This is a genomic window from Nocardia sp. NPDC055321 (genome assembly GCF_053645575.1).
Window position 1 is genome coordinate 19,744 of sequence record NZ_JBSHMS010000033.1, and the last position, 19,514, is coordinate 39,257.

The following is a 19,514-nucleotide window of genomic DNA, read 5'->3' on the forward strand; positions in this document are numbered from 1 at the left end:
GCGGTCGACTCGGTGAGGTCCGCGTGAGCGCCGTGCGCCGCACGCTCGTCGTGGACGGTGCGGTCACCAGCTATCTCGAGGCCGGAACCGGGGAACCCGTCGTGCTGCTGCACGGCGGGGAGTTCGGCGGGTGCGCCGAGATCGCCTGGGAGCACACCATCGGCGCGCTCGCCGCGCACCACCGGGTGCTGGCCCCCGACATGCTCGGGTACGGGCACTCGGCCAAGCTCGTAGACTTCACCGACGGGCGGGGCCTGCGCATCCGGCACATCGCGCGCTGGCTGGGCCTGCTCGGGATCGACTCGGCGCACTTCGTGGGCAATTCGATGGGCGCGATCAACCTGCTCGTCGACGCCACCTCCGGCGCGCCCCGGCTCGCGATGCGCAGTCTCGTCGCCATCTGCGGCGGCGGGGAGATCCAGCAGAACGAGCACATGCGAGCCCTACAGGACTACGACGCCACCGTGCCGGGGATGCGCGCCATCGTCACCGCGCTGTTCCACGCCGGCTCCTTCCCCGCGGACGAGACCCTCGTGGCCCGGCGGTACGAGTCCAGCGTTGCCCCCGGTGCGTGGGAAGCGCTGGCGGCGGCCCGTTTCCGGCGACCCGGCCTGGACGCGCCGCCACCGCCGTCGAGCGAGCGCGCCTACGACCGCATCACCGTCCCCGCACTGCTCATCGAAGGCGAGCGCGACAAACTGCTGCCCGCCGGCTGGGCGGCGGACCTGGCGGACCGAATCCCCAAGGGCCGCGCGGCGGTCGTGCCCGAGGCCGGGCACTGCCCGCAACTGGAGCGGCCCGAGCTCGTCAACGCGTTGCTGCTGGAGTTCCTCGGCGCGCAGACCGGAAAGGAGAAGCTGCCATGACCGACGAACTGGCGGGCAAGGTCGCCGTCGTCACCGGCGGCGCGAGCGGCATCGGACGGGCCACGGTCGCCCGCTTCGTCGCCGCGGGCGCCCGCGTGGTGGTCGCGGATCTCGACGCCGAGGCCGGCGCCCGATCGATCGCCGCGCACGGCGACAACGCGGTCTTCGTGACCGCGGATGTGGCGGACCCCGAACAGGTTCGGGCGCTGGTCGCCCACGCGGTGACCACGTTCGGCGGCCTGCACGTGATGTGCAACAACGCCGGCATCTCCGGGACCATGCACAAGACCTTCCTGCACGACGACCTCGCGGACTTCACGAAAGTGCTCGGGGTCAACCTGCTCGGGGTCATGGCGGGCACCCGGTACGCGGGCGAGCACATGGCCGCGCACGGCGGCGGCTCGATCATCAACCTGTCCTCGGTCGGCGGGGTGATGGCCGGTGGCGGAGTGCAGACCTATCGCGCCTCCAAGGCCGCGGTCATCCACTTCACCAAGTCCGCGGCGATCGAGCTGGCGCAGTACGACATTCGCGTCAACTGCCTCGCGCCCGGCAACATCCCCACCGGGCTGCTGGCCGCCTCGGCCACCGCGATGCGTTCGGAGGTGAGCGAGAAGTTCACCGCCGCCGCCCGCGCCGCCATGCGCGCGGACCGGCCCCTGCAACGCGAAGGTACGCCCGAGGACGTGGCCGAGCTGGCGCTGTATTTCGCCGGTGACGTATCCCGGTATGTCACCGGGACGGTGGTGCCGATCGACGGCGGTACGGTCGCCGGAAAACCGTTGCGCTCGTTGAAGACACCGGCTGCTGCCGGCAACGGCTCGACGCCCCGACCGGCCGCGGAGCGGTCATGAGCCCCGCACGCGGCCCGCGCCGCACCGGCGTCCTGGTGGTCGGCGCCTCGGCCGCCGGCCTCGCCACCGTGGAAGCCCTGCGCCGCGAGGGATACACCGACCCGATCACCCTGGTGGGCAGCGAATACCACCTGCCCTACGACCGCCCGCCGCTGTCCAAACAGGTGCTCTCGGGCACGTGGCGACCCGAACAGACCCTGCTGCGCCCACCCCGCCAGCTCACCGGCTACGACTGCGACTTCGTCCTCGGAAAGCCCGCGCTCGCACTGGATCTCGCGAGCCGCACGGTCAGCACCGCGACCGGAGACTTCACCGCCGACCATGTCGTCCTGGCCACCGGAGCCACACCCCGGCTGTTCCCCGGCACCGAGGGCATCACCGGCGTGCACCTGCTGCGCACCCTGGACGACGCCCTGGCCCTGCGCGACGCCCTGCGCACCGCCCGCCGGGTCGTCGTGGTCGGCGAAGGGGTGCTCGGCGCCGAAATCGCCGCCACCGCAAGCCGATCCGGTCTGGACGTCACCCTCACCGGACCCCAGAGCGCACCCATGGCAGCCCAGCTCGGCCCCCTGGCCGCCGAGCGCCTGGCCGCCCTGCACACCGGTGAAGGCGTGCGGTTGCGCCTGGGCGTGGGAGTGCGCGGCTGCACCACCCACGACGGCGCGGTAACCGGTGTCGTACTGGAGGATTCGCACGAGTTGCCCGCCGACCTGGTCGTGGTCGCCATCGGAGCGATACCGATGACCGACTGGCTCACCGGCAGCGGACTGACCCTGGACAACGGCATCGTCTGCGACGCCCAGGGCCGCACCGCCCCCGGCGTGTACGCCGCCGGCGACGTCGCCCGCTGGCACCACCCCGCTCTGGGCACCGCGATCCGCCTCGAGAACCGCACCAGCGCCACCCTGCAGGCCGGGGTCGTCGCGGCGACCATCACCGGCTCGACCCGGGCACACCAGCCGATCCCGTACTTCTGGACCGATCAGTTCGACGCCAAGATCCAGGTGCACGGCCTCATCACCGCCGACACGAACGCCCAAGTCGTGGAGGGGGATCCGGCCGACGGCCGATTCGTGCTCGCCTTCGATCGCGCGGGCGTACCCGCCGCGGTCCTGGGCTGGAACATGCCCAAACAGGTCGCCGCGTACCGGCGTGCGCTCGTCGAGGTCTACTCCCCGGCCCCCGTGCCGGCGCCCTAGAAAGCGAAAACCCATGAAAGTCACAGTCGATCAGGTCAAATGCGTCGCGGCCGGGCACTGCGTCATGCACGCCGAACAGGTCTTCGACCAGCGCGACGAGGACGGCATCGTGGTGCTGCTCGACGCCGACCCACCCGCCGAACTCGCCGACGACGTGCGGCAGGCGGCCGCGGTGTGCCCGGCCACCGCCATCCACGTCGAGGACTGAACCCATCGCCGGGGGCCGATGCCCGGTCCCCGGCCGTACCCAGGAGGAACCGTGTCCGACACCGTCACCGACGCGACCACGGCCGAGATCGCCGAGTACCCGATGCACCGTTCCGCGGGGTGTCCCTTCGCCCCGCCCGCGGAAGCGTTGCGGCTCAACCGGATCGCGCCGCTGAACAAGGTGCGGATCTGGGACGGCAGCACCCCGTGGCTGGTCACCGGGTATCAGGAATACAAGACCCTGATGTCGGATCCGCGCGTGAGCGTCGACCATCACCGGCCCGGGTTCCCGCACTGGAACGAGGGCATGGCCGCCATCGCGGCCAGCCGCCCGAACTCGGTCTTCACCACCGACGGTGAACAGCACAGCCGCTATCGGCGCATGCTCACCAAACCTTTCACGGTCAAACGCGTGAACCTCCTGCGCGAGGTCATCCAGCGCGTCACCGACGAGCACATCGACCGGATGCTCGCCGGACCCAAGCCCGTCGACCTGGTCGCCGCGCTCGCGCTGCCGGTGCCGACGGTGATGATCAGCGAAATGCTCGGCGTGCCCTACGGGGACCACGAGTACTTCCAGGAGCAGGCCGTGGCGAGCGTGGACCGCTACGCCACCGCCGAACGCGCCGCCGAGAGCCGGGCCGGGCTCTCGCGCTACCTGGTCGATCTCATCAAGACCAAGCTCGAGACGCCCGCCGAGGACGTGGTCTCCGACATCGCCGAACGCCTGCGCTCGGGCGAGATCGACATCAGCGAGGCCGCCCAGCTCGGTACCGGACTGCTCATCGCCGGGCACGAGACCAGCGCCAACATGATCTCCCTCGGCGTCCTGGCGCTGCTGCAGAACCCGGACCAGTTCGCGCTGCTGCGCGACTCCGACGATCCCAAACTCGTAGCGAGCGCCGTCGAAGAGCTCATGCGGTACCTGGGCATCATCCAGAACGGTCAGCGCCGAATCGCGCTGGAGGACATCGAGATCGGCGGGCAAACTGTGCGCGCCGGCGACGGGCTGATCTTCGATCTGGCCCCGGCCAACTGGGACGAGCGGGCGTGGGAGCAGCCCGAACGCCTCGATCTGACCCGTCCGGCCGCACAGCACGTCGGCTTCGGGTTCGGCCCGCACCAGTGCGTCGGCCAGCAGCTCGCCCGCGCGGAACTGCAGATCGTGTTCCGCACCCTGGTGCGGCGAATCCCGAACCTGCGCTTGGCGATTCCGTTCGAGGAGGTCACCTTCAAGGACGACCGGCTGGCGTACGGGGTCTACGAACTGCCGGTCACCTGGTGAGTGCCGGGCTGCGCGACGCGCTGGCCGCCCGCTTGGCCGCCGCCGAACGCTCGGGTGTCCCGATCGGCCCGCTCACCACCGAGCACCCCGAACTCGACGTGGTGGACGCGTACGAGATCCAGCTGATCAACATCCGGCGGCGCGTGCGGCTGGGCGCGCGCGTGGCCGGGCACAAGGTCGGCCTGTCCTCGCACGCGATGCAGGCCATGATGGGCGTGGACGAACCCGACTACGGGCATCTGCTCGACGACATGGAGCTCTCGCAGGAGCGGCCGGTGCGCACCGCCGCCTACCTGTGCCCGCGGGTGGAGGTCGAGGTGGCGTTCGTGCTGGGCGCGGATCTGCCCGGCGCGGGCTGCACCGAAGCCGACGTGCTCGCCGGGACCGCGGCGTTCGCGCCCGCCCTCGAACTCATCGACTCCCGCATCGAGAACTGGTCGATCCGGTTGTGCGACACCATCGCCGACAACGCCTCCTCCGCCGGCTACGTCCTGGGTCGCGAGCGGGTGGCGCCCGGCGACATCGACATCACCGCCATCGACGCCGTACTCGCCCGCGACGGCGTCGAGGTCGCGCGCGGGCGCAGCGACGCGGTGCTGGGCAATCCGGCGACCGCGGTCGCGTGGCTCGCGCGCACGGTGGACCGGTACGGGGTCCGCCTGCGCGCGGGGGACGTGGTGCTGCCCGGCTCCTGCACGCGCGCGATCGACGCGCTGCCAGGCACCGAATTCACCGCCGATTTCCCGGGTCTGGGCTCGGTCGCCCTGCGCTTCGAATAGTCCGTCTCCGCACGAGGGAGTGTCATGTCCCAGAACAACCCCGCCGCGCCCGCCAAGGCGTCGGTCGCCATCGTCGGGTCCGGCAATATCGGCACCGACCTGCTCTACAAACTGCTGCGCTCGCCCCGGCTCGAACCGCGCTGGATGGTCGGGATCGACTCCGCCAGTGAGGGATTGCGGCGCGCGGCTCGCCTCGGACTGGAAACCACCGACAAGGGCGTGGACTGGCTGCTGGATCGGGCCGAGCTGCCCGACCTGGTCTTCGAGGCCACCTCGGCGGGCGTGCACCGCGCCGCCGCGCCCCGGTACGCCGCCGCCGGGATCCGGGTGGTGGACCTGACCCCGGCCGCCGTCGGGCCCGCGGTGATCCCACCGGCCAATCTGCGCGCGCACCTGGGCGCGCCCAACGTCAACATGATCACCTGCGGCGGACAGGCCACGATTCCGATCGTGCACGCGGTCGCGCGGGTGTGCGAGGTGCCGATCGCCGAGATCGTGGCATCGGTGTCCTCGGTGTCGGCCGGCCCCGGAACCCGCGCCAACATCGACGAATTCACCACCGTGACCGCCCGCGGCGTCCAGGACATCGGCGGGGCCGCGCGCGGCAAGGCGATCATCATCCTGAACCCCGCCGAGCCGCCGATGATCATGCGCGACACCATCTTCTGCGCGATCCCCGAGAACGCGGACCACGCCGCCATCACCGAGTCGATCCATCGCATGGTCGCCGAGGTGCAGACCTACGTACCCGGGTACCGGCTCCTCAACGAGCCCCAGTTCGACGCGCCCTCGGTGAACTCCGGCGGCCGGGCCCTGGTCACCACGTTCGTGGAAGTCGAAGGCGCGGGCGACTTCCTGCCCCCGTACGCGGGCAATCTCGACATCATGACCGCTGCCGCCACCAAGGTCGGCGAGGAGATCGCCGCCGCCCTCCCCGGGAAGGACCCGCAGCGATGAGCGATCACTGGGACATCCGCGTCACCGACACCTCCCTGCGCGACGGCTCGCACCACAAACGCCACCAATTCACCGGCGACGAGGTCCGGCCGATCGTCGCCGCGCTGGACGCGGCCGGCGTCCCGGTCATCGAGGTCACCCACGGCGACGGCCTCGGCGGTTCCTCGTTCAACTACGGCTTCTCCAAAACCCCGGAGCAGGAACTGATCCGGATCGCGGCCGAGACCGTCACCACCGCGCGCGTCGCGTTCCTCATGCTGCCCGGTGTGGGCACCAAGGACGACATCGCCCGCGCGCGCGACAACGGCGGGGCCATCTGCCGCATCGCCACCCACTGCACCGAGGCCGACGTCGCGGTCCAGCATTTCGGGTTCGCTCGCGAATCGGGTTTGGAGACGGTCGGATTCCTGATGATGGCGCACACCGTCACCCCCGAGCGCCTGGCCGCGCAGGGGCGGATCATGGCCGACGCGGGCTGCCAGTGCGTGTACGTCGTCGACTCGGCGGGCGCCCTGGTGATGGAGGGCGTCGGTGACCGCGTCGCGGCCCTGGTCGCCGAACTCGGCGACGACGCCCAGGTCGGCTTCCACGGGCACGAGAACCTCGGCCTCGGCGTCGCCAACTCGATCGCCGCAGTTCGGGCGGGGGCGAAGCAGATCGACGGCAGCACAAGGAGATTCGGCGCGGGTGCGGGCAACGCTCCGGTCGAGGCCCTGATCGGGGTCTTCGACAAGATCGGCGTCAAGACCGGCATCGACTTCTTCGCCATCACCGACGCCGCCGAGGACGTCGTGCGCCCGGCCATGCCCGCCGAATGCCTCCTGGACCGTAACGCCCTGATCATGGGGTACTCCGGTGTGTACTCCAGCTTTCTCAAACACGCTGTCCGCCAAGCCGATCGCTACGGGGTGCCCGCGCACCAGCTGCTGCACCGGGCGGGCGCGCGCAAACTCATCGGGGGACAGGAGGACCAGCTCATCGACATCGCCCTGGAGATCCTGCGCGAGAACGGCAGCGCCTGAGTTCAGGGCCGCAGGTTCCACAGCGCGTCGATCGGCACCGCGCGGAACTTCGGCCCGAAGGGCAGGATCTCGGTACCGGTGTACAGCACGTACCCGGCCAGCAGGTCGTCACCGAGCCGGTCCGACAGGTGCCGCAGGCCGCGGAAATCCTCGCCCTTGACCGTGGTCGCGGCCTTGACCTCGATGGCGATCACCTGGTGCCGGTTGTTCTCGAGGATGATGTCGACCTCGACGTTGTCCCGGGTGCGGTAGTGGTACATGCGGATCTCCTGCTCGGCCCAGGTGAGCTGGCGGGCGACCTCGGCGGTGACGAAGCTTTCCAGCAGCGGCCCCAGCGGCCCGTTGGGTGCGCGCAGGGCTCGCGCGTCCGCGCCGCACAGATGCGTCGCGATGCCGGAGTCGACCATGATCACCTTCGGGGTGCCGACCGCGCGGGTGGTCAGATTGCGGGACCACGCGGGAATCCGCTTGATCAGGAACACCTCCTCGAGCAGGCGCAGGTACCTGGCCACGGTGTCGCGCGGCAGGCCCAGCTCGTTGCCGAGGGTCCCGGGAACCAGCAGCTGCCCCGAGCGGGCGGCGACCAGATTGGTGAGCGCGAACATCTCGGTCGTGCGCTCGATCTCCGACAGCTCCATCACATCGCGATTGATCAGATCCGAGACATATGAGGAGAAGAACCGCGACCGTCGTTTGCCCACGCGCGCAACGGCTTCGGGGAAACCACCGCGCACGATCCGCTCGAGGTACCCGTCACGGTTCTCGCTGCCGCTGTACCGCAGCTCGGGACCGTGCGCGAACGCCGCGTCGACGAATCCGTCCGGGGCCCCGTCGATCTCGCCCTGCGACAGCGGCCACAGCTCGATGGTCTCGATGCGGCCCGGTAGCGCGTCCGGGACGGTGCGCAGCGCCATCACGTGCGCGGACCCGGTCAGCAGGAACCGCCCCGGCCGCGAGTCCGCGTCGACGGTCTCCTTGATCGCCAGCAGCAACTCCGGCACCCGCTGCACCTCGTCGATCACCAGCGGCCCCGGGCTGATCACGAACTCGCTCGGGTCGTAGATCGCCGCCTGCCGGGTCTCGGGCCGGTCCAGGCTGCGCCAGGTCGCGTCGATCTCCCGCCCGATCCGGGCGATGAGCGTGCTCTTGCCGCACTGCCGTGCGCCGTTGACCAGCACGACCCGGGTATCCATCAGCGCCTCGTGCACGGCGGAATGCGCATGTCGAGGGAGGATTCTGCCGATCGGAGACGAAGAGAATGCCGATGTCATAGCGACCATTGTGCCATCATTGTGCGTGTTCTGCCGTAACTCGTATACGTGATCAGCCGTAACTTACGTGCGTGTTTTGCCGCAACCAGCGTGCGTGTTCTGCCGCTCTACTCGTGCGTGTTCTGCCGCTCGGTCGGTCATCCCGCGCGGGCACTGGATAATGCTGGGGTGACCAGCACATCGGAGGAGGCGCTCGCGCGCGATCGCAAGGCCGGTACCAAGGGCGTCCCGCGCGGCGAACGTGAACGACTCATCCTCGATGCGGCCGTCGCCGAGTTCGGGGCGCTCGGCTACGCCGGGGCCAGCCTGGCCACCATCGCCGCCGGCGCGGGCGTGTCGAAACCCCTGGTGATCAACTACTTCGGATCCAAGGAACAGCTCTACATCGCGTGTGTCGAGCGGGCCGGCCGGAACCTCGTCGCCGCTATCGAGGCCGTGCTGACCGGGACGAAGCCGACGCTCGCCGTCGCCACCGACACCATCACCGCCATCTTCGCCGCGCTCGAGCCCCGCCCCCACGACTGGAACGTGCTCAACGATCGCACGACCCCGAGCGGCAGCGCGGCGCACGCCGCGGCCAAGCACTACCGCCGGCTCATCGCCGCCCAGGGCGCCCGCGGGGTGGCCATCTTCATCGACGACACCCACCTGGACGCCGGCGACGCCGCCGTGGTCGCCGACATCTGGGCCGGCGTGGTCACCGCCATGGTGAATTGGTGGCTCGCGAACCCCGGTGAGTCCGCCGCCGACATGTCCGTGCGCGGCCGCCGCATCTTCCAGGCCGTCGCCGCCGGCGACTGAGCGACCGCGGTGCACCCGGCATCGATTCGGCGGGTCGATCACGGGTATGCGCTCGATATCGGCCGACACCCGCGCGGCACGGCGCTGTTCGCACCGAACGGCGCTACAACCTAGGTGCTCGCGCGATCACCGCCGTCGTCGGAACGGCGGCGGTGCGCGGCTGCGAACGATCTCGTCCGGATGCCTAGCGGGGAGAAACCGTGGATATCACCGACCTGATTCTCGACGATCATCACGAGCAACGGCGGCTGTTCTCGATGCTGGAACAGATCGATCGATCCGATACGCGGGCGCTCGCGGCGATCTGGGGCAGACTCGCGAACTTCCTGGAGTTGCATGCGCTCGCCGAGGAGGAGATCTTCTATCCCGCCCTGCTGCAGGTGGGTATCGCGGCCCACCGCACGTCGGGCGTGGAGGACGAGACCCTCGATGCCATCGGCGACCACAACGAGATCCGGGACGCGGTCGCGGCGGTGGCGCGGCACCGGGTCGGCAGCCCGGACTGGTTCGCGGCGGGGGCCGCCGCGAACCTCGCCAACAGTGACCACATGGCCGAGGAGGAACGCGAGGGCCTCACCGATTTCCGGCGGTTGGCGGCCCTGTCGCGCCGACACCGGTTGGCCGTCGACTTCGCGGCCTTCGAGGCCCGGCACCTGTCCGGGGTCGAGCCCGTCGATCGCGATCCCGCCGAGTACGTGCGGAGGGTCGAGAACGACGTCGACGCCGACTCCGGGGAGCCCGTGCGGCGCGGCCACGCGGGAGCTCTGAACATCGGCGCCATGAAGAAAACGACCTAGACCTCGTACCGGTTCGCGCCGACGCGTGGATCGCGGGCCTTGGTCGAGCGGGCGTTGACGGTTAATTGACCCATGGGTAAGTTACCACTCGGTCAATTAACGAAGGGATTCGCATGAACAAGTTCGCCGATGCTCTGCTGCGTACGGCTCAGCGCGGCGCGTCGGGTTCATACGCGTTGCGCGGCACGCCGTTCGACCCGGCCACGCCGTTCCACCCGCCGCGCGGGCGCCACACGACCGTGCACTACGGGCTGATGCTGCCGGGGCTGCCGGAACCGCTGAACTTCATCGATGTCATCGCCGTGATCGGTCAGCCGAAGCTGAAGCTGTTCCGCAACGAGCACCTCATCGAAACCACCGCAGCCGACACCGCGAATCTGCTGATCGGTTCGGGCACACCGTTTCCCGGCCAGTTCCGCGGCTACCGGGTCGATCCGGCGGTAATCGTGACACCGGACTCGGATCTGATCCGGTTCGGTGACGACTTCCAGCTCGAGGGCTCGCACCCCGCCTATTCGCTGCGCTACGACAACCCCGATTTCGCGCTCACCCTCGAGGTGTGCGCCACCGACAAGATCTCGCATTTCGCGCGCCTGCGCGGTGGTCTCTACGACCACTGGTCACTGCTGTGCCGGTACGAGGGCGCCGTAACCACGCGCGGGGAGACCCATGACCTCGCCGGACTGTGCACCCTGGAATACGCACGGGCGGTAGATCTTGCGCTGCCGTTCGCGTTCTTCACCTACCAGATCATCAATGTCGACGACACCACACAGGTGCTCATGGTCGAGGTGCTCGGCCCGCTGGGGCTGCCCGTTCAGCGCGCGGTGTACCTGCGTTCGCTGACCGACCACGGTGGCACGTACGAGAAGAACTTCCGATTCGACGTCCTCGCCCGCGAACCGGAGCCGCGCCGGACCCCCAACGGCATATCGATGCATCTGGCGTCGGAGTTCGAGTGGAGCGTGGACGACGAACACGGCAACCCGCTGATCGATATCAGCGCGACCGTCAACGACGACTTCGTGTATGGAATGGCGGGCGGCTATGCGGGCAGCTACCGGTATATCGGTAGCTTTCGGGGCGCGCCGATCACCGGCACCGGCTATGTCGAATTCATAGGTGACCGTTGATTGAAACATATACCCGCCCAACGGAATACGGGCTGAGCGAGATTCCTGGGGCAGCGCCCTCGCGCTGACCGTTCACCCGATTCGGTTGATTCGTACGCTCCGGTCCGCCGCGTCACCGGCGGTGAATCGGAGTGCACACCCGTGCCCTTTGAATTGACCGATCGGTCATTTGCAAGACAGTCGAACAAGGAGACCCCGATGCTCTCAACCGTGTGGCATCAGATCAATTCGCCGATCCTCTACGCATTGCCGGTATTTCTCGTGTCGATGCTCATCGAGGCCGCTGCCCTGCGCAGGCACGACCATCACGAGCAGGCGACCGGCTATCTGGCCCGCGATACGCGCACCAGCCTGAGCATGGGGTCGATCGCGCTGGTCTTCCAGCTGATCTTCAAACTCACCACCCTGGTGGTGTACGTCTTTCTCTGGGAGTACGTGGCGCCCTGGCACATTCCCACCGACACCTGGTGGAGCTGGCTGCTGCTGATGCTGGTCATCGACCTCGCCTGGTACTGCAACCATCGCTTCTCGCATCGGGTGCGACTGGCCTGGGCGGGGCATCAGGCCCATCATTCGAGCGAGTACTTCAACCTCGGTACCGCGCTGCGCCAGAAGTGGAATCCGTGGTCCGAGGCGACCTTCTGGGTGCCGCTGCCGCTGTTGGGCTTCGCGCCGTGGACGATCTACGTCGCCTTCGCCTTCAACCTGATCTACCAGTTCTTCACGCACACCGAAACGATCGGAAAGCTGCCCCGCCCCATCGAATACGTGCTCAACACCCCGTCCCATCATCGGGTGCACCACGGCAGCGATCCGGAGTACCTGGACAAGAACTACGGCGGCATCCTCATCATCTGGGATCGGATGTTCGGCACCTTCCAGCCCGAGCTGCATCGCCCCACCTACGGTCTGACCACGCCCGTCGGCACCTACAACCTGCTGCGCCTGCAATACGGCGAGTACGCGGGAATCGTGCGGGACGTGCGCGGCGCCCCCGGCCTGCGCGCCAAGCTCGGCTACATCTTCGCCCCGCCCGGCTGGCAGCCGCGCCCGGAAGTCGAGGCCGTGGTCGCCACACCCGAGACGCACGGTTCCGCTGCGCGGGTGCGCTCGTGACCGGATAGCCGCTCGCCGGGGTGGCGGATCACCGCCCCCGGGCCGCCCGCGCCGATTCCCGCGACTGATCGAACATATGTTCTATTTCGCGCTATGCTGTGCCGCGTGACGAAATCTTCGACCGCATTGGCCCCGGCGACCACCGCACCGGGCTGGCCGGATCTGACCGACGTCGACCTCCTGCGCACCCTCGTCGAAACCGAACGCCGCCGCCGGCACCTGGACGCCGCCATGCGCGCGGCGGTCTCCGAGGCCGAGCGCCGCGGCCTGGCCGCGGGCACCGGCTACCGGGACACCGTGGATCTCCTGATCGACCTGCTGCGGATCAGCGCCCAGGAGGCGCAGCGCCGCATCGCGATGGCGGCCCCCGTGGCTCGCCCTCGCCCACGGACCAGAAAGGTGTGGCGGGTGCTCGCGGCGGCGAGCTGACTCGAACCACGACCCTTCGACGGCTCTCGATCGCCGAAAAGATCTTGGCCCCAAGCGTTCACGTTCTTCCCGGTGCGGTCGATTCATCTATGACCCACTGCATCCGGGAGTCGACATGAACAAGACCCACCCCCGCACCACCCGTCACCGGATCTGGACACGCATCGCCGCACTACTGGCCGCGCCGACCCTGGTCGGCGCAGCCCTGATGGCCGGCACCGGCCCCGCCGCCGCCCAATCCAACTGCCTGTTGTGGGGCTTCCCCCGCTTCGGCGACGTAGGCCTGACCCAGAGCAACGGCTGGACCGTAGGCTTCCGCGGCACCGGCCTGAATCCCTGGGGCGACGCCGTAGCGACGGCCGGCAACTCCAGGATGACCGGCACCGTCACCTGGCATTCGAACTACGAGTCCCAGGTCCGCTTCACGATCGCCTGGCGCAACGGCCCCACCGGCTACTACGTGGGGAATGTGAACAGCCGCGGCTTCGCGACCGGCAAGACCGGCACAGCGACCTGGGAGTCCTACACGAACTTCCAGTGCCTGTCCGGATAGCCCCGTAGCTCACCCCGCGCGCGGCGTCCCGCACCGGCCGGGAACGGTTGGCGCTCGAGTGTTCTTACTTCACGCCGTGACTACCAGGGGGATCGGCGGCTGCGTGCTCGGTGCGCCGTCGGCGGCCGTCGCCTCGATGCCGAGCTCGGCGGGCCGGGCGATACCGAGGAAGTCGCGCAGGACAGTGGCGACGGCTTCGGCAGCGACGACGTACTCGTCGTAACCGGAGGCGAACGGGAGGGTGTAGGTCTGACCGAAGTCGCGATAGTTCTCCCAGCCGCGTTCCACCAACCACCCGCGTTGCTCGGTCGTCAGGTGGAATTGCTGTGGCACGCCGCGTTTTCCGGTGATCGTGCACTCGAGGTCATGATCCCGAACCTGGAATCTCGCGAATCGGCGTCGGTGGGCCTTCAGGTCGAGTCCGTCGCCCTTCCCGAGCCGGGTCAGTGCCCGAGCCAAGCCGGCGACGAAGGCCGGCCACTCATTCGGCACCTCTACGGGTTCGTCGTCGCCGGGTCGATTGTCCACCTCGAGGAGTGCGTTGAAGCAGTCACAGACGCACACATGGCAGCCGCAGCCGCATACTTCGCTGCTGTAGAAGTCGCAGCCACAGTTTTTCCAGCAGGTGCAGCAGTGGCACTCGCCGCACCGCTTCTGCTCGTCGTCGCAATCGTCTTCTTCGGCATCGTCGTCTTCGTCGTAATCATCGTCGTCGTGTTCGTCATACGCGCCACAGTCGTCGTCATGGCAGTAGTCGAGACCCTTGACCGCACAATGGCAGTGACACCCGCAGACCTGTGCGGGAGCGTCGTTGTCGCTCGTGGCTTCGTCGATCTCCGCGGCATGACCCTCGGTCTCCGGGTTGATGATCCTGACCTGGTACGGCGTCAACACCACCAGCCGATGGCTCCGTATCCAGGTCGCGGACGGCCGCCGCCCCGGCACCGACAGCAGCGGCGACTCGAACGCGTCCCGGAACTGTTCGTACGCCGCCGCGAACACGTTCACGTCGTGCTCATGGCCCCGGCCGGTATTGAACGTGAAGCGGAGATCGCCCTCGCCGATCCGGTCCCACCCCTCGGCGACGAGCCCTTGAATCTCGTCTTCGTCCCACGTCCACCGGAAATAGAATCTCTTCCGCATCATCGGCAGGATCGCCCCGAATGTGGTGTCCCGCAAGGGATCATCCTCCAAGACCGAGCCGTTTCCCACATCGCTGTGCTGCGCCATCGAATCCCATCCTGTCCCCGCAGCCGCAGTTCACGCTGCAGGACACATGAAATCATCCGACTCCGACACCGACCTCGACAGCAGGACCGTTCGAGCGTGGAGTCACTTTTCGAGCAGGATGTCTTCCGAACCGCTGTCCGCCGGTGCGCGGAGCGCCGCGTCCGTCACGCCGCGGAACAAGGCGATGACATCGCGGACGAAAGCGGTTCGCGTGACACCCAATTGGCGCAACGCGTGGCCATGATCGACAGCGACCACCAAGGTCGCGCCGAGCAAGACGAGCCACCAGGCGAGCAGCAGTACGACCCGAACAGGTTGCCGCGTCGGAGCGAATGCGACCTGCAAGCGCTGACAGTGAAAGGGGACGTGCCGGCTTTCGTCGTCGAGAATCCGCCCGGCCACATCGGTGGTGACAGGATCCGTCGTGCCGTCCCGCAACGCGCGGTAGTAGCGCAGCGCGACGACCTCGGCTACAGATAGCACCATCAGTTCCAGCCGCAGTCCCAAGGCCCGGCGCAACCATACGAAGATCGCGTCGGTCCAATGAGACGAGACCGTTTGGTAGCCAGCGGAATTCAGTAGATTTCCCAGCAGCCGTGCGTGGTTGATTTCCTCGGCGACGAACAATCGAACAGCCGTCGCATACGCCGGATCACCGGCTGCGTCGGCTTTGCGAATGAGGTTTGCGCCGTCACCGCTCTCACCGACCTGAAACCGCTGCACACTGCGTGCCACGACCGGGTCGAGTCGAGCACCCCTGTCCCACCTCGGATCATCGCCCGCGGAACGAGCCACTCGATTGGCTTCGAATTCCGCCGCCCAAGAAGTGAAATCGCGCAGGCTCCCCATGACGTTCCTCCCATTCGGACCCACGATCAGGATCGATCTTCGAGCCTAGGAACCAGATGTGCGGATCGGTCGGTCGATTGGTGGAGATCCTGTGTGCTCCGCGGTACCTTCAGCGGAGCAGAGAAACACCGGTCACCCGCATACGATCCGGGTCGAACGTGGTGGTCAGCGGCGGCGTGTCATCGCCGAACGAGAGGCTGATGGTAGTGCTGTCGGGGAACGACACACGCGGACAGACGGACTCGACCTTCTCCCAGATCAGGACCTGGCGGCCGAACAGGATGCCGGGCTCGCGAAGCCAGACCCGGCAGGACGGGTCGATCATGTTGGTGAAGGTCTCGGTGACAGCGTGCACACGGCGGTCGGGGCCGGGGTAGACGGTCGCGACTCGGCTGTCACCGCCGAACACCGCGAAGAGGAACAGCACCAGAAGCCACGCGGCCAACATGAAAAGGCCGAGGATCGTGGCGAGGGTCTTCCACAGCAGCTTGCGATTGAAGGCCAGCCGGGGTGCGTAACCCACGAGAACAGCCCACGCGGCCGTCCAGCACACCAGCGAGAACCATGGGTGCAGGAGCTCGAGCCGGTAGTACCGATCCGAACCCGTGAACGGAGCGGCACCGATTCCCGCCCCGAGTAACACGAGCATGGCGAGAACCCAGATGACGCGCCGTCGGCCAAGTGGCCAAGCCGCAGGCTCGGAAACCGGCTTGGTAGGCCAAGACTTTTCTCCAGCAGCCTCTTTCGACATCGAACCCTCCCTGTGCGGCAGGCCCTCCCCGGCCCGCTCGCGGCCAGCCTATCGGCTGTGACCGAATCAAGTCCGGGCTGACCGCAATCATGAATCACGCTATCCCGATAGGCGGAGCGACCACGCGGCGAATCGGCCGACGCCGACTGCCGCACAGCCCTCCTGCCGTGCAGGCCTATTGACGGCACGAAGCCGTCAATACGAGGTGATGATGTGGCCGGGTGTCCACATGCCCGAGCGCTGAACACCTTCGACCGAGACCTGTGCGGGCCGGGCGTTGGGGTCGAGGGGGAGGTACCGCTCGATCGAGCCCCAGTCTCTATCCCAGTCGTTGTTCAGATACGACGGCAGCGCGCGGGAGGTGAACAGCAGTTGGGTCCAGCCGAGCGGTCCGCCGCCGTCGTGGCCCTGCCAGAGGTTGGTGATGGTCGCGCCGTTGCGGTCGGGCAGTATTCGGTACTCGGGGAGACCGGCGACGCCCGCACGTGTGGGAACCAGGTTCTGGCAGGGGAAGTGGAGCCCGACCGCCCAGTCCAGCAGCACGGGAGCGTCCGGGCCGACGAGGTTGTTCAGCGTGGTTGTCTGCGGAACCCGGGGCGGTGTGATGGCGAGCCATTGGTCCTTGCCGAGATCCTTGTCGTCGGCGATGATCCGGACCACGTCGGCCTCGGAAGGCAGCTGGTCGAGCGGCACCCGCAGGTTCCGCCACAGCGGTGACGGACCGATATCGATCGGCAGGACCTGTCCCACGGACGTGACGGCGCCGTCGAGCCCGGTGCTGCCGTATTCGAGGTGGAGGTTCTGACCGGGATGCTCGATACCGTCGGCGTCGACGGAACGGATGCGGCCGGCGACGGCGATCGCGATGATCTGGCCACGACTTCCGTTGATCGCGGCGGGCAGGCTGTACCAGTCCGTCGTCAGCGTGGCAGGAGCTTGCTCGCTGTCCCGGTAGCTACCGAGCACGGGCGTGGTTGCCGGATCCAGTCCGAACGGCAGCGGAACGCTGCTTCCGTTGACCCCGCTGCCCCGTGACGTGTCCGAACCCGAGCCCGCGGATTTCGCCGCATCGCGCAGTTTGTCCTGGTCGTCGGAGACCGAGTTCGCTTGGCCGGTAGTGGATTCGACTTCGTCGGAGGTCAGCACGGGGGCCACCCCGTTCGGGCTGAAGCCCGACGATCCGACACCGGCGAGCCCCGCGCTCACGTCACCGGAGATCGGGCGCAGCATCGCGGCGTTGGGATCGGTCTCCACCAGCACGTCGTCGGCCATTCCGCAGCCCCGGGAGAACGCCGCGGACAGGTTCGAACTCGCCACGGAGTACGAGGGGTACTGTGCCACCGCCGCTTTGACGAACGACCCGACCAGGAAGATCACCATTGCCGCGGCGGCGACCGCGAGCACCGGGATCCGGGCCAGCCGGTCCAGAATCGAGTCGGGCGCGAGCCGGGACTGCGGCTGGATGTGGAACCAGGCGGCAGCGATCAGCGCCAGCACCGCCAAACCCGCCGCGCCGGTCGACAATCCGGTTCCGGCGATCGTCGGCGGCTTGTCCCACCACGGAATTCCCCACGCCGAGACATACCAATAGCCGTTGATGCCAACGAAAGTCAGCGCCAGTGCGAAGAACAGGGCGGCCGCGAACAGTGCGCGATTACGCAGCGGCCGCATGACGCGGGAGCTGACGGCGACGGCGGTGAGCGCGGCCACACAGGTGGCCAGACCCGCGAACACGCCGAACTGGTGTGTCCATTTGGTGGGGGAGAACATCATCAGCGCCATGGCGGCGAAGGTGATTCCGATGATCCGCCGCGAGGGGCCTACCGCTGTCCCGGGGATGTGACCACCACGGCGCAGCATGGTCACCACGCACACGACCAGACTCAGGAGCATCATGAACATGCCGAAGCGCCTGGTCAGCCACCCATCGGCGTTGAGCTGCAACAGATATTGGTATCGCAGGAACTCGAAGAACCATGACTCGCCGGGCTTGATCTGCCCGTGCACGCGGGACATTTCGAGGACGCCGGCCAGGGTTCGATCAGCGAAGATCACGGTCAGCACAACCAGCCCCGAGGCCAGTAGCGGTAGCAGCTGCGACAGATAGCCGACGATCTTCGCACGCCGTGTGATCAGCGCCGTGACGGTCCGCGCCCCCGCGACCAGCGCTCCGAGGCATATCAACCCGGATGGAGCGGCGGTCAGCGTCAGCGCTGCGATGATGATGGCCGTCGCCGCCGGGAGCAACCGCCGGGTGGCGATGGCTCGTTCGACCGATACCCAGGTGAGCATGACGCCCAGCGCGACGAAAGGTTCTGCGCGCAAACCGTTGTTGTAGGGCAGCCAGAAGGCCAGGAACACCAACGCACTCGTCCAACCGACGATCCTGCCGCTGCGGACGGCGACGCCCAGGCGGGGAAGGACTTCGCGGCTGATGACCCACCAGGTGATCACCGCGGCGGCCAGGGTGGGCAGCCGCACCCAGGGACTCACCGCCGAGATATCGGACATCCACGCGATCACGTCGGTGTACGGGGTGTAGAACGGGCCCTCGTCCACCCCGAACCACCGGTAGTAGTTCGACATGTAGCCCGAGCTCTGTGAGTCCCGGGCCATCCCGAGGATGTACCCGTCATCGGAGGTGTTCGCGCCGATGAAGTGCCACACCAACAGGACTGCGAACACGACCCAATCGGTAAGTCGAAGCCGCCACCACCGTGTGGGCAGGAAACGCCGCGCGGATCGGCCGTCGCGGCGATCCAGACGATGCAGCGCCACCAGCGAGGTCACTGTCGCGAGCACGCACAGGACGATCACCGTCAACTTCAGCGGCGTCGGCGAGGTGGAATAGCGGGCGTCGACATCGACGTTCACGAGCATTCCGCCGGGCACCGCACCGGTCAGATCGGTGAACACACCGACGACCTGCGGCCGTATGTCGGAGCCGACGTCCGCACCCGGACCGTCGATGCCGGCTACCGACACCGCGGCTCGGGTAGTCGAAAGCTCCACCGCCAGTTCGCAGTCGCGGTCGCGAACTGATTCCAAGCCTCCCGACCAGAGCAGTGTGCCGCGGGAGACAACGTCGACTCTGCCGCCCCGATCGGCGGCGTCGGGCACGACTTTGACGACGAATCCGTATCTCTCCATATCCGCTGACTGTCGCGGAATAGTAGACACGGCCACACCGCCGTCAGCGGCGAGTGTCGTCAATGCCGCGCAAGGAATCTGCGCGGACATCGAGGTGGGCGCGTAGGAAACCAGCGGCGCCGCAACACTGTTCAGCACGCCGTCCTGTGGCCATGAGATGGATGCGGCATCCATGCGAACCGGAAGAAAAGGCACGACGATCGCCAGCAACACCGCAAACAGACCGGCGACCATGGCGACGAGACGGGCCCAGTCTCGTTGTCTG

19 protein-coding genes are annotated in these 19,514 nt (G+C 67.9%); 14 read left to right on the forward strand and 5 right to left on the reverse strand.

Annotated elements, in window-relative coordinates; translation table 11 throughout:
* Window positions 1-23 precede the first annotated feature (23 nt).
* From ACWIGI_RS35835 to dmpG, 8 genes are read left to right on the forward strand one after another with little or no spacing between them, the layout of a single operon-like run.
* Window positions 24-866: an alpha/beta fold hydrolase gene (locus ACWIGI_RS35835; RefSeq protein ID WP_454207995.1), complete on the forward strand. Its 843-nt coding sequence runs from the start codon at window positions 24-26 to the stop codon at window positions 864-866.
* Window positions 863-1,720: an SDR family NAD(P)-dependent oxidoreductase gene (locus tag ACWIGI_RS35840; protein WP_454207996.1), complete on the forward strand. Its 858-nt coding sequence runs from the start codon at window positions 863-865 to the stop codon at window positions 1,718-1,720. The genes ACWIGI_RS35835 and ACWIGI_RS35840 overlap by 4 nt, the downstream gene beginning before the upstream one ends.
* A complete protein-coding gene (locus ACWIGI_RS35845; protein ID WP_454207997.1) occupies window positions 1,717-2,919 on the forward strand; it encodes an NAD(P)/FAD-dependent oxidoreductase in 1,203 nt (400 codons plus the stop codon). Before ACWIGI_RS35840 ends, ACWIGI_RS35845 begins: the two co-directional genes overlap by 4 nt.
* Window positions 2,920-2,932: 13 nt before the next feature.
* Window positions 2,933-3,127: a ferredoxin gene (locus tag ACWIGI_RS35850; RefSeq protein WP_454207998.1), complete on the forward strand. Its 195-nt coding sequence runs from the start codon at window positions 2,933-2,935 to the stop codon at window positions 3,125-3,127.
* A 51-nt stretch (window positions 3,128-3,178) separates the two neighbouring features.
* Complete coding sequence (locus ACWIGI_RS35855; protein WP_454207999.1) at window positions 3,179-4,411, forward strand: cytochrome P450; 1,233 nt, start codon at window positions 3,179-3,181, stop codon at window positions 4,409-4,411.
* Complete coding sequence (locus ACWIGI_RS35860) at window positions 4,405-5,190, forward strand: 2-keto-4-pentenoate hydratase (protein WP_454208059.1); 786 nt, start codon at window positions 4,405-4,407, stop codon at window positions 5,188-5,190. Before ACWIGI_RS35855 ends, ACWIGI_RS35860 begins: the two co-directional genes overlap by 7 nt.
* 24 nt (window positions 5,191-5,214) lie before the next feature.
* A complete protein-coding gene (locus ACWIGI_RS35865) occupies window positions 5,215-6,147 on the forward strand; it encodes an acetaldehyde dehydrogenase (acetylating) (protein WP_454208000.1) in 933 nt (310 codons plus the stop codon).
* Window positions 6,144-7,169 (forward strand): 4-hydroxy-2-oxovalerate aldolase, encoded by a 1,026-nt coding sequence (dmpG, locus tag ACWIGI_RS35870; RefSeq protein ID WP_454208001.1) that lies wholly within the window; start codon window positions 6,144-6,146, stop codon window positions 7,167-7,169. Before ACWIGI_RS35865 ends, dmpG begins: the two co-directional genes overlap by 4 nt.
* A 2-nt stretch (window positions 7,170-7,171) precedes the next feature.
* On the opposite strand, the gene ACWIGI_RS35875 is transcribed toward dmpG, so the two are convergent.
* Window positions 7,172-8,362 carry an ATP-binding protein gene (locus tag ACWIGI_RS35875; protein WP_454208002.1) on the reverse strand — a complete coding sequence of 397 codons (1,191 nt, stop codon included), beginning with the start codon at window positions 8,360-8,362 and terminating at the stop codon, window positions 7,172-7,174.
* Window positions 8,363-8,608: 246 nt separating this feature from the next.
* Between ACWIGI_RS35875 and ACWIGI_RS35880 the strand changes: the two genes are divergently transcribed.
* The 6 genes from ACWIGI_RS35880 (at window position 8,609) to ACWIGI_RS35905 (ending at window position 13,269) form a co-directional block, all read left to right on the forward strand.
* On the forward strand, window positions 8,609-9,241 hold the full coding sequence (locus tag ACWIGI_RS35880; RefSeq protein ID WP_454208003.1) for a TetR/AcrR family transcriptional regulator: 633 nt from the start codon (window positions 8,609-8,611) through the stop codon (window positions 9,239-9,241).
* Window positions 9,242-9,441: 200 nt separating this feature from the next.
* Window positions 9,442-10,038, forward strand: a complete 597-nt coding sequence (locus tag ACWIGI_RS35885; RefSeq protein WP_454208004.1) for a hemerythrin domain-containing protein — start codon at window positions 9,442-9,444, stop codon at window positions 10,036-10,038.
* Between the two features lie 113 nt (window positions 10,039-10,151).
* A complete protein-coding gene (locus ACWIGI_RS35890) occupies window positions 10,152-11,171 on the forward strand; it encodes a DUF6670 family protein (RefSeq protein ID WP_454208005.1) in 1,020 nt (339 codons plus the stop codon).
* 198 nt (window positions 11,172-11,369) lie between these two features.
* A complete protein-coding gene (locus tag ACWIGI_RS35895; RefSeq protein ID WP_454208006.1) occupies window positions 11,370-12,287 on the forward strand; it encodes a sterol desaturase family protein in 918 nt (305 codons plus the stop codon).
* A gap of 105 nt (window positions 12,288-12,392) precedes the next feature.
* Window positions 12,393-12,716: a DUF222 domain-containing protein gene (locus ACWIGI_RS35900; protein WP_454208007.1), complete on the forward strand. Its 324-nt coding sequence runs from the start codon at window positions 12,393-12,395 to the stop codon at window positions 12,714-12,716.
* A 115-nt stretch (window positions 12,717-12,831) separates the two neighbouring features.
* Window positions 12,832-13,269, forward strand: coding sequence for a hypothetical protein (locus ACWIGI_RS35905; protein WP_454208008.1), 438 nt, complete (start codon window positions 12,832-12,834; stop codon window positions 13,267-13,269).
* Between the two features lie 69 nt (window positions 13,270-13,338).
* On the opposite strand, the gene ACWIGI_RS35910 is transcribed toward ACWIGI_RS35905, so the two are convergent.
* The 4 genes from ACWIGI_RS35910 to ACWIGI_RS35925 form a co-directional block, all read right to left on the reverse strand.
* A complete protein-coding gene (locus ACWIGI_RS35910) occupies window positions 13,339-14,499 on the reverse strand; it encodes a TY-Chap domain-containing protein (protein ID WP_454208009.1) in 1,161 nt (386 codons plus the stop codon).
* Between the two features lie 102 nt (window positions 14,500-14,601).
* Window positions 14,602-15,348 carry a ferritin-like domain-containing protein gene (locus ACWIGI_RS35915; RefSeq protein ID WP_454208010.1) on the reverse strand — a complete coding sequence of 249 codons (747 nt, stop codon included), beginning with the start codon at window positions 15,346-15,348 and terminating at the stop codon, window positions 14,602-14,604.
* Between the two features lie 109 nt (window positions 15,349-15,457).
* Entirely contained in the window at window positions 15,458-16,099 is a 642-nt protein-coding gene (locus ACWIGI_RS35920; RefSeq protein WP_454208011.1) for a hypothetical protein, read from the reverse strand.
* A gap of 195 nt (window positions 16,100-16,294) precedes the next feature.
* Window positions 16,295-19,483, reverse strand: coding sequence for an arabinosyltransferase domain-containing protein (locus tag ACWIGI_RS35925; RefSeq protein ID WP_454208060.1), 3,189 nt, complete (start codon window positions 19,481-19,483; stop codon window positions 16,295-16,297).
* Window positions 19,484-19,514: the final 31 nt, after the last annotated feature.

Coding starts and splice junctions, on each gene's coding strand:
- ACWIGI_RS35840 (WP_454207996.1), top strand. CDS start 863: ATGACCGACGAACTGGCGGGCAAGGTCGCCGTCGTCACCGGCGGCGCG.
- ACWIGI_RS35845 (WP_454207997.1), top strand. CDS start 1,717: ATGAGCCCCGCACGCGGCCCGCGCCGCACCGGCGTCCTGGTGGTCGGC.
- ACWIGI_RS35850 (WP_454207998.1), top strand. CDS start 2,933: ATGAAAGTCACAGTCGATCAGGTCAAATGCGTCGCGGCCGGGCACTGC.
- ACWIGI_RS35865 (WP_454208000.1), top strand. CDS start 5,215: ATGTCCCAGAACAACCCCGCCGCGCCCGCCAAGGCGTCGGTCGCCATC.
- dmpG (WP_454208001.1), top strand. CDS start 6,144: ATGAGCGATCACTGGGACATCCGCGTCACCGACACCTCCCTGCGCGAC.
- ACWIGI_RS35875 (WP_454208002.1), bottom strand. CDS start 8,362: ATGGATACCCGGGTCGTGCTGGTCAACGGCGCACGGCAGTGCGGCAAG.
- ACWIGI_RS35890 (WP_454208005.1), top strand. CDS start 10,152: ATGAACAAGTTCGCCGATGCTCTGCTGCGTACGGCTCAGCGCGGCGCG.
- ACWIGI_RS35895 (WP_454208006.1), top strand. CDS start 11,370: ATGCTCTCAACCGTGTGGCATCAGATCAATTCGCCGATCCTCTACGCA.
- ACWIGI_RS35905 (WP_454208008.1), top strand. CDS start 12,832: ATGAACAAGACCCACCCCCGCACCACCCGTCACCGGATCTGGACACGC.
- ACWIGI_RS35910 (WP_454208009.1), bottom strand. CDS start 14,499: ATGGCGCAGCACAGCGATGTGGGAAACGGCTCGGTCTTGGAGGATGAT.
- ACWIGI_RS35915 (WP_454208010.1), bottom strand. CDS start 15,348: ATGGGGAGCCTGCGCGATTTCACTTCTTGGGCGGCGGAATTCGAAGCC.
- ACWIGI_RS35920 (WP_454208011.1), bottom strand. CDS start 16,099: ATGTCGAAAGAGGCTGCTGGAGAAAAGTCTTGGCCTACCAAGCCGGTT.
- ACWIGI_RS35925 (WP_454208060.1), bottom strand. CDS start 19,483: ATGGTCGCCGGTCTGTTTGCGGTGTTGCTGGCGATCGTCGTGCCTTTT.